Genomic DNA, 8,834 nt, shown 5'->3' on the forward strand with positions numbered 1-8,834 from the left:
GTTCGGACGATCTTTTGATCTTGATCTGTAAAAACAAGATCAAAAGATCGCAGCCTTCGGCAGCTCCTACAGGATCATGTGTTCGTTCAGATTGCGTTGTGGGTTTTCAGCCAGCCGAGGCCTGCTTCGGTCGTGGTCAGCGGCTTGTATTCACAACCCACCCAACCCTGATAACCGATGCGATCAAGGTGTTCGAACAGGAAGCGGTAGTTGATTTCACCAGTGCCGGGTTCGTTGCGGCCCGGGTTGTCCGCGAGCTGCACATGGTTGATCTCGCCCAGATGCGATTGCAGGGTGCGGGCCAGATCGCCTTCCATGATTTGCATGTGATAGATGTCGTATTGCAGGAACAGGTTGGCGCTGCCGACCTGCTCGCGAATCGACAGGGCTTGCGCCGTGTTGTTCAGGTAGAAACCCGGGATGTCGCGGGTGTTGATCGCTTCCATCACCAGTTTGATGCCCGCTGCCTGCAGCTTGTCGGCGGCGTATTTCAGGTTGGCGATGAAGGTTTTTTCTACCGTGGCATCGTCAACGCCTTGTGGACGAATACCGGCCAGGCAGTTGATCTGGGTGTTGCCCAGCACTTGCGCATAGGCAATCGCCAGATCGACACCGGCGCGGAACTCTTCGACCCGATCCGGCAGGCACGCGATACCGCGCTCGCCCTTGGCCCAGTCTCCGGCCGGCAGGTTGAACAGCACTTGAGTCAGACCGTTGGCGTCGAGCCTGGCCTTGATTTCGGCAGAGCTGAAGTCGTACGGGAACAGGTACTCGACACCGCTGAAACTAGCCTTGGCGGCGGCGTCGAAACGGGCAAGGAAATCCTGTTCGGTAAACAGCATGGACAGGTTGGCTGCGAAACGCGGCATGGTGGTCTCCTAAAAACGGATGTGACACGGTGGGTCAGATTGTTCGCGATCAGTCCCCTCTCCTGGGGGAGAGGGTTAGGGTGAGGGGGACCCTGAGTCTGATCCGAATTTTGCGAGCACCGCAAAACCTTTCCCTCACCCCAGCCCTCCCGAAACGTCGGACCGCCCGGAGGGAGAGGGGGCTAGCTACGTTCAATCAAGCAGCGAAATCGCCGTTGGCGCATCGTTGCCGACCAGCGCCAGGTCTTCGAATTCGTTGACGGCGTTGATCTCGGTGCCCATGGAGATGTTGGTCACACGCTCCAGAATAATCTCGACGATCACCGGCACCTTGAACTCTTCGATCATCTGTTCGGCCTTGCGCAGGGCAGGGGCGATTTCCGATGGTTCGAACACACGCAGTGCCTTACAGCCGAGGCCTTCAGCCACTGCGACGTGGTCAACACCGTAACCGTTGAGTTCCGGCGCGTTCAGGTTATCGAAGGACAGCTGCACGCAGTAGTCCATTTCGAACCCGCGCTGGGCCTGACGGATCAGACCCAGGTACGAGTTGTTCACCACGACGTGGATGTATGGCAGTTTGAACTGAGCGCCGACCGCCAGTTCTTCGATCATGAACTGGAAGTCATAGTCCCCCGACAGGGCCACGACTTTCCGGCTCGGATCGGCCTTGACCACGCCCAGCGCAGCCGGAATGGTCCAGCCCAACGGGCCGGCCTGACCGCAGTTGATCCAGTGACGCGGCTTGTAGACGTGCAGGAACTGCGCGCCGGCAATCTGCGACAGACCAATGGTGCTGACGTAGCAGGTGTCCTTGCCGAACACCTGGTTCATTTCTTCGTAAACGCGTTGCGGTTTTACCGGCACGTTGTCGAAGTGGGTCTTGCGATGCAGGCTGGCTTTGCGCTGCTGGCAGTCTTGCAGCCAGGCACTGCGGTTTTTCAGCTTGCCGGCGGCTTGCCATTCACGGGCCACTTCGATGAACACGGTCAGCGCAGCAGCGGCGTCGGAAACGATGCCCAGATCCGGGGTGAACACACGACCGATCTGCGTGCCTTCGATGTCGACGTGAATGAACTTGCGACCTTCGGTGTAAACGTCAACCGAACCGGTGTGACGGTTAGCCCAACGGTTACCGATCCCCAACACCACGTCGGATTTCAGCATGGTGGCGTTGCCGTAACGATGCGAAGTCTGCAGACCGACCATGCCGACCATCAACGGGTGATCGTCCGGGATGGTGCCCCAGCCCATCAGGGTCGGGATCACCGGAATGCCGGTCAGTTCAGCGAATTCAACCAGCAGATCGCTGGCGTCGGCGTTGATGATGCCGCCGCCGGCCACCAGCAATGGACGCTCAGCCTGATCAAGCAAAGCCAAAGCTTTTTCAACCTGAACGCGGGTCGCGGTCGGCTTGGCCAATGGCAGTGGCTGGTAGGCGTCGATGTCGAATTCGATTTCGGCCATCTGCACGTCGAACGGCAGGTCGATCAGCACCGGGCCTGGGCGGCCGGAGCGCATTTCGAAGAAGGCTTTCTGGAACGCGTAAGGCACTTGGCCCGGTTCCAGAACAGTGGTCGCCCACTTGGTCACTGGCTTGACGATGCTGGTGATGTCGACAGCCTGGAAGTCTTCCTTGTGCATACGGGCGCGGGGTGCCTGGCCGGTAATGCAGAGGATTGGAATCGAGTCGGCCGAGGCGCTGTAGAGCCCGGTGACCATGTCGGTACCGGCAGGGCCGGAAGTGCCGATGCACACGCCGATGTTGCCGGCCTTGGTGCGGGTGTAGCCCTCGGCCATGTGCGAGGCGCCTTCAACGTGGCGAGCAAGGACGTGATCGATGCCACCGACTTTCTGCAAGGCGGAGTACAGCGGGTTGATGGCAGCGCCCGGGATGCCAAAAGCGGTATCAACCCCTTCACGGCGCATCACCAGAACGGCGGCTTCGATTGCTCTCATTTTGCTCATGGTTTTGTGCCTCTTTACGTTTTGTAATTGTATACAAGTGGCTTTGCGCAGAGTTTATTCACGGCGGACGGCGCAGGTCAATCCATTTTCTCAAGCGCCTGTTTCATTCGTCGGAAGCCTGTCTGAGTGTGGCTTTTCGTCGCATGTGGCGCTTTTCGAGAATTATTGTATACAAAAAAATAACTCATTGTGTTCTATTTGTTGCATCGGCCTGCGGCACAAAACCGCAGGCCCACGACTTTCCCTATAACAAAATGAGGACGGCACCATGAGCGCTTTAACCTTGAAAGTCGCAGTCAACCTGGTCAATCAGGCCATCAATGCAGGGCGCGGCATCAACGCCGCGCCGCTGACCATCGCGGTACTCGATACCGGCGGCCACCTGATCACCTTGCAACGCGAAGACGGCGCCAGCCTGCTGCGCCCGAACATCGCCATCGGCAAAGCCTGGGGCGCGATTGCCTTGGGTAAAGGCTCGCGCCTGCTGGCACTGGATGCACAACAACGCCCGGCGTTTATTGCCGCGCTGAACAGCATGGGCCAGGGCAGCGTCGTGCCGGCACCGGGTGGTGTGTTGATTCGGGATCAGGCGGGGAATGTGCTGGGTGCGATCGGGATTAGCGGGGATTTGTCGGACATTGATGAGCAGGTGGCGATTAAAGCTGTGGAGGCGCTGGAGTTGCGGGCGGATGCGGGGGTGGCTGCTTGATCTGTAGCGTCTGACCGAAAGTCATCGCTGGCAAGCCAGCTCCCACAAGGTTCTCTGTCGTATTGAGATTTTGTAACCAATACAAAACCCTGTGGGAGCTGGCTTGCCAGCGATGGCGGCCTGACTGACACATCATGAAAAAAGACATGTCCAGCCAAATAGATCACTGAGGTCTAGCCTTTTGATGAACTCATCATGAAGGGGCAATGGATTGCCTGATCTTCCTGCTTCACATCGTCTGCGTGCCGGCCGCTATGCCGAGCCTAATAGAATCTATCTACTGACCACTAACACACTTGATCGCGAACCGATCTTTGCCGATTTCGTTTTGGGCAGATTGGTGGTTCATCAATTTCGGCGGGCACAAGACCTCGGATTAGCGAACTCACTGGCTTGGGTTGTCATGCCCGATCATTTTCACTGGCTGGTCGAACTGGAAAATTGTTCGCTCAAAAAGCTGATGCGCGAAACCAAGTCGTTGATTACGCGGGAAGTGAATATTTCTATCAACAGGAAAGGTCCGCTTTGGCAGCAGGGCTTTCACGATCGTGCGCTGCGGCGGGAAGAGGATCTGGTGAAAATGGCGCGATATGTCGTAGCCAACCCTTTACGGGCGGGACTCGTCGAAAAGATTGGCGACTATCCGCTGTGGGATGCCGTTTGGCTTTAACAATTTTGAACCGAGTTGCCTCCATCGCTGGCAAGCCAGCTCCCACAGGTATTTGTGTTGTTTGCCAAATCTGAATTCAACACATAAACCTGTGGGAGCTGGCTTGCCAGCGATGGCGTCACCGCAATACTTCAGTCCGGCTCACACCCCTTCAACACCAACCGGATAATCGTCTGTGCCGCCGCTTCATAATCCGCCTCGTCCAGCTTGTCTTTGCCGGTCACCGCAGAAATCTGCCAGTCGAAGTCGGCGTAGGTCTGGGTCGCGGCCCAGATGCTGAACATCAGGTGATTAGGGTCGATCGGGGCGATCTGGCCGCGGTCGATCCAGCTCTGGATACAGTCGATGTTGTGCTTGGCCTGGCCGTTGAGTTGCTCGACCAGATCGGCGCTCAAATGTGGCGCACCGTGCATGATTTCGCTGGCAAATACTTTCGAGGCGAAGGGCAGGTCGCGGGAGATGCGGATCTTCGAGCGGATGTAGCCACTCAGTACTTCGCTCGGTACGCCGTCCGGATTGAACGGGGTCGAGGCCTGCAAAATCGGCACGATGATGCTTTCCAATACCTCGCGGTAAAGGTTTTCCTTGGACTTGAAGTAGTAGTAGACGTTGGGCTTGGGCAATCCCGCCTTGGCGGCGATGTCGCTGGTTTTGGTCGCAGCGAAGCCCTTGTCGGCAAACTCCTCACTGGCGGCACGCAGGATCAGTTCTTTGTTGCGCTCGCGGATTGTGCTCATAAACCCGGTGGTTCCTTGCCTGTTCTGGCGGTTGCGCATGGTAGCACCGGCCTCGCGCAGCGCTCAACAATGCCCCATGTGGCCTGCGGTCGCGTTATGCTTCGCAACATTCATACATAAAAGGAAACAGGATTCATGGCAGGAAGCAGTTTGCTGGTGCTGATCGACGATATTGCCACCGTGCTGGACGACGTGGCGTTGATGACCAAAATGGCTGCCAAGAAGACCGCCGGGGTGCTCGGCGATGATCTGGCGCTCAACGCCCAGCAGGTCTCCGGCGTGCGTGCCGAGCGGGAAATCCCGGTGGTCTGGGCCGTGGCCAAAGGTTCTTTCGTCAACAAATTGATCCTCGTGCCGTCGGCGCTGGCGATCAGTGCGTTCGTACCGTGGCTGGTAACACCGTTGTTGATGGTGGGTGGTGCGTATCTGTGTTTCGAAGGTTTCGAGAAGCTTGCGCACAAGTTTCTGCACAGCAAGGCTGAAGACGAGGCCGAACATGCGCAACTGACTGAGGCGGTAGCTGATCCGGCGACCGATCTGGTGGCGTACGAAAAGGATAAGATCAAAGGCGCGATTCGCACTGACTTCATCCTCTCGGCAGAGATTATCGCCATCACTCTGGGCACCGTGGCAACGGCCTCGCTGACTCAGCAAGTGATCGTGATGTCCGGCATTGCGATTGTGATGACGGTGGGCGTTTATGGCCTGGTGGCGGGCATCGTCAAACTCGACGATCTCGGCCTGTGGCTGACGCAAAAGCCTGGGCAGGTCGCTAAGAAAGTCGGCAGCGCCATCCTGAGTGCGGCACCGTACATGATGAAAACCCTGTCGGTGGTCGGTACGGCGGCGATGTTCCTGGTCGGCGGCGGCATCCTCACCCATGGCGTGCCGGTAGTGCATGACTGGATTGAAGGCGTTGGCGCGGCGGCCGGTAGTGCCGGGTTTGCGGTGCCGATGTTGCTTAATGGTGTGGCGGGGATCATCGCTGGCGCGGTGGTGCTGGCGGTGGTTGCCGTTGTCGGCAAGATCTGGAAAGCCCTGAAAAACTGATCAACAACACATAACCTTTGTAGGAGTGTTGTGCCATTGAAAAAGGGCCATTCGACTCGCATCGAATGGCCCTTTTTTGTACCTGCCAAAAACTATTCGGCGATCTGCAACTTGCGCGCTTCGGTGTACACGTAACGCACCTTCTCGTACTCGAACGGCGAGTTCATCTGGCCGTAACGGAAGCTGGTCTGATAACGCTTGTCGACTGCACGCAACGCCCAGACTTCCGGATGGTTGGAGCTGACTTCCGAGACGTTGAGGAAGTTGATCGCCGATTCGGCGGTGTAATCCACGGCAAGACCGGCAGTGTCACGGATGTTCGACGGTCCGAAGATCGGCAGCACGAAGTAGGCGCCGCCCGGTACACCGTAGAAGCCCAGGGTCTGACCGAAGTCTTCGCTCTGGCGCGGCAGGCCCATGGCAGTAGCCGGGTCCCACAGACCGGCGATGCCGATGGTGGTGTTGAGCAGCAGGCGCGCGGTGGTTTCCATCGAGCGCTGGCCTTTGAACTGCAACAGGCTGTTGACCAGATTCGGCACGTCACCGAGGTTGTTGAAGAAGTTGCTTACGCCTGTGCGCACGAAGCTCGGCGTGATGTAGCGATAGCCATCGACCACCGGCAGGAACACCCATTGGTCGAAGCGATAGTTGAAGTGGTAAACCCGGCGGTTCCACGACTCCAACGGATCGTAGACGTTCAGCGCGTTGAGCGTCGAACGCTCGAATTCGCGCTGATCCAGCCCCGGGTTGAACTTGAGTTTGGACAGCGGTTCCTTGAAGCCGTCGCTGTCGACGACGACCGGTGCGTTGGCTTTACTGTTGTCGGCCTGGGCCACGCCTGCGCAGAGGAGCGCTGCCATCAGCAGGAGATATTTAGCCACGGAAGAACTCCAGCATGGCGTCGCTGTTGACGCGGTAGTTAAGATTGCCGCAATGGCCGCCCAGTGGATAAACGGTCAGTCGATCACCGAAGGTCTTGCGCAGGAAACCGAGGTCGCCCGGACCGAGGATCACGTCATCGGCGTTGTGCATCACGGCGATTTTCGGGCTGTCGTGCAGGTAATCCTTGAGCGCATACAGGCTCACCTGATCGATCAGTTGCAGCAGGCTGCCGCCGTCGGTGCGTGCACGCCACATCGGAATGACCTGTTCGGTCAGGTAACAGTCGAAGTCGCACTGCAACGCACGCTTGAGGAACGGCGTGAGGCTGGTGCCTTCGGTGATCGGGAATTTCGGCGGGGTGATCAGGCCGCGACGGTTGATCAGGTCCGAGGTAAAGGCAATGTCGGCTGCCGAGAAACGGAACGAGGTGCCAATCAACATCGCCATCTGTTCGTTGGTCAGGTGCTGCTTGGACTGCTGGAAGTCGTAAAGCAGCGCGTCATTGAGGTCGATGTAGCCTTTCTGCTGGAAGTAGCGGGTCAGCTTGGACAGCACCAGCTCGTAGAATGTGGTGCTGGTGTTGATGCCTTTCACCTCGGTTTGCACGAGCTTGTCGAGGTTGGTCACCGATGTGTAGAGGTTGACCGGCGGATTGAGCAGCAGGACTTTCTTGAAATTGAAGCTGCGGCGCGTCTCGTCCAGATGCGCAACGAAAGCAGCATCGAGGGCGCCGAGGCTGTAACCGGTCAGGTAGTACTCGGTCACCGGCAGTTTCGGGTTTTGCGCGCGCACGGCTTGCATCACCCGGTACATGTCTTCGGCATCTTCCTTGGTCACGCCCGGGGTGGCGAAGCGTGAGGCGGCGCTGATGAAGTCGAAACTGGTCGGCGACGACAACTGCACGACGTGGTAGCCGGCCTTGTAGTAGAGCTTTTTCAGGTATTCGTTGAGCGTGCTGTCATAACGTGCGCCGGTGCCGGCAATCAGAAAGATCAGCGGGGCCGGTTTGTCCTGGGTGGCGATGCGGTAGGTGAGCTTTTTCACCGCCCAGAAGTTGTCCGGCAGGATGAACTCTCGCTCCGGGCGCAAGGTCAGGCTGCGGTCCGACTGATTGATGTCGTCGTCCAGCGGCAATTCCGGGCGCAAGTCCGGCGGCGTCGTGGCGATGGTCGCCTCGAACGGGTTGGTCAGGGGGTAGCCATAACTGGCGGCGTCGATATCCACCGCCAGTGCGGACGCACTCAAAATAAGGCCGCTGAACAGCGCGGCGAAGCGCAAGGAACGGAGCATGACTAGATCCCTTAGAGGAAGGTGCCGAATGAAGTTCGCAGGCTATGACCACCGGGGTTGCGCCAAAGTGCCATGCTGCGGCACCAAACAGGCAGAATTCGGAGTAATAGTAGCTGGACGATACACTTTGCACGCCCTGAATGAACAGTTAACAGTTGTTAGTTCTTGCACACGGCTGGCGGCAGATTAAGCTGGCCGCCGATTTCCGAAGATTGGAGTGTTTCATGTCCCGCCGTTTGCCCGTGATTTTACTGCTCGTTCTGTTGCCGTTGTGGCTGGCCGCCAGTTATGGCGCGCGGTATGGCTTTATGGAAGACGGCAAGTGGGTGGGCATCTGCGTCGACGAGGCCAGCCGTTGGGAATGTCAGGTGCGGTCGAACCTTGGCTTGATGATTCACTTCAAGGTGTTGGGCTGGACGGCGCTGGGTGCGGCGTTGATCGGTTTTGTCTTGCCGGGGCGGGCAGGGTGGTGGCTGGCGGTGCTGGCGCTGGTGTTTGGGATGCCGGCACTGGCGTTGTACAACACCACGTTGGCAGTGTTTGCGCTGGTGATTGCCGGGTTGCGGTTGGTCCGCGAGTCACGTAGCGCCTGATGGAAAAGATCGCAGCCTTCGGCAGCTCCTACATTGAAATGGCGTACACCTTGTAGGAGTTGCCGA

General features: G+C 58.1%; 9 protein-coding genes. 4 read left to right on the plus strand and 5 right to left on the minus strand.

Annotated features, from left to right (window positions below; genetic code table 11):
- Positions 1 to 86: 86 nt before the first annotated feature.
- Together hyi and gcl are read right to left on the minus strand one after the other, a co-directional pair.
- The gene (gene hyi, locus PMI23_RS15160; protein WP_007919936.1) at positions 87 to 869 is read right to left on the minus strand and encodes a hydroxypyruvate isomerase; all 783 of its coding nucleotides are present in this window, start codon (positions 867 to 869) and stop codon (positions 87 to 89) included.
- A 192-nt stretch (positions 870 to 1,061) separates the two neighbouring features.
- Positions 1,062 to 2,837, minus strand: a complete 1,776-nt coding sequence (gcl, locus tag PMI23_RS15165; protein WP_007919935.1) for a glyoxylate carboligase — start codon at positions 2,835 to 2,837, stop codon at positions 1,062 to 1,064.
- A 268-nt stretch (positions 2,838 to 3,105) separates the two neighbouring features.
- On the opposite strand from gcl, the gene PMI23_RS15170 reads away from it, so the two are divergent.
- Both PMI23_RS15170 and PMI23_RS15175 read left to right on the plus strand, forming a co-directional pair.
- Positions 3,106 to 3,546 (plus strand): GlcG/HbpS family heme-binding protein, encoded by a 441-nt coding sequence (locus PMI23_RS15170; RefSeq protein ID WP_007919933.1) that lies wholly within the window; start codon positions 3,106 to 3,108, stop codon positions 3,544 to 3,546.
- 211 nt (positions 3,547 to 3,757) lie between these two features.
- Entirely contained in the window at positions 3,758 to 4,216 is a 459-nt protein-coding gene (locus PMI23_RS15175) for an REP-associated tyrosine transposase (RefSeq protein ID WP_042704959.1), read from the plus strand.
- A gap of 131 nt (positions 4,217 to 4,347) precedes the next feature.
- On the opposite strand, the gene PMI23_RS15180 is transcribed toward PMI23_RS15175, so the two are convergent.
- The gene (locus PMI23_RS15180) at positions 4,348 to 4,953 is read right to left on the minus strand and encodes a TetR/AcrR family transcriptional regulator (protein WP_007919931.1); all 606 of its coding nucleotides are present in this window, start codon (positions 4,951 to 4,953) and stop codon (positions 4,348 to 4,350) included.
- A 135-nt stretch (positions 4,954 to 5,088) separates the two neighbouring features.
- Here PMI23_RS15180 and PMI23_RS15185 point away from each other — a divergent pair, with 135 nt between their 5' ends.
- Entirely contained in the window at positions 5,089 to 6,003 is a 915-nt protein-coding gene (locus PMI23_RS15185) for a DUF808 domain-containing protein (RefSeq protein WP_007919930.1), read from the plus strand.
- A 92-nt stretch (positions 6,004 to 6,095) separates the two neighbouring features.
- On the opposite strand, the gene PMI23_RS15190 is transcribed toward PMI23_RS15185, so the two are convergent.
- Complete coding sequence (locus tag PMI23_RS15190) at positions 6,096 to 6,884, minus strand: MlaA family lipoprotein (protein WP_007919929.1); 789 nt, start codon at positions 6,882 to 6,884, stop codon at positions 6,096 to 6,098.
- Positions 6,877 to 8,175, minus strand: coding sequence for a serine protein kinase PrkA (locus PMI23_RS15195; protein WP_007919928.1), 1,299 nt, complete (start codon positions 8,173 to 8,175; stop codon positions 6,877 to 6,879). Before PMI23_RS15195 ends, PMI23_RS15190 begins: the two co-directional genes overlap by 8 nt.
- Positions 8,176 to 8,399: 224 nt before the next feature.
- Here PMI23_RS15195 and PMI23_RS15200 point away from each other — a divergent pair, with 224 nt between their 5' ends.
- Positions 8,400 to 8,768, plus strand: coding sequence for a hypothetical protein (locus PMI23_RS15200; RefSeq protein WP_007919927.1), 369 nt, complete (start codon positions 8,400 to 8,402; stop codon positions 8,766 to 8,768).
- Positions 8,769 to 8,834: the final 66 nt, after the last annotated feature.

It is taken from the genome of Pseudomonas sp. GM24 (assembly GCF_000282235.1).
Classification (GTDB): Bacteria; Pseudomonadota; Gammaproteobacteria; order Pseudomonadales; family Pseudomonadaceae; genus Aquipseudomonas.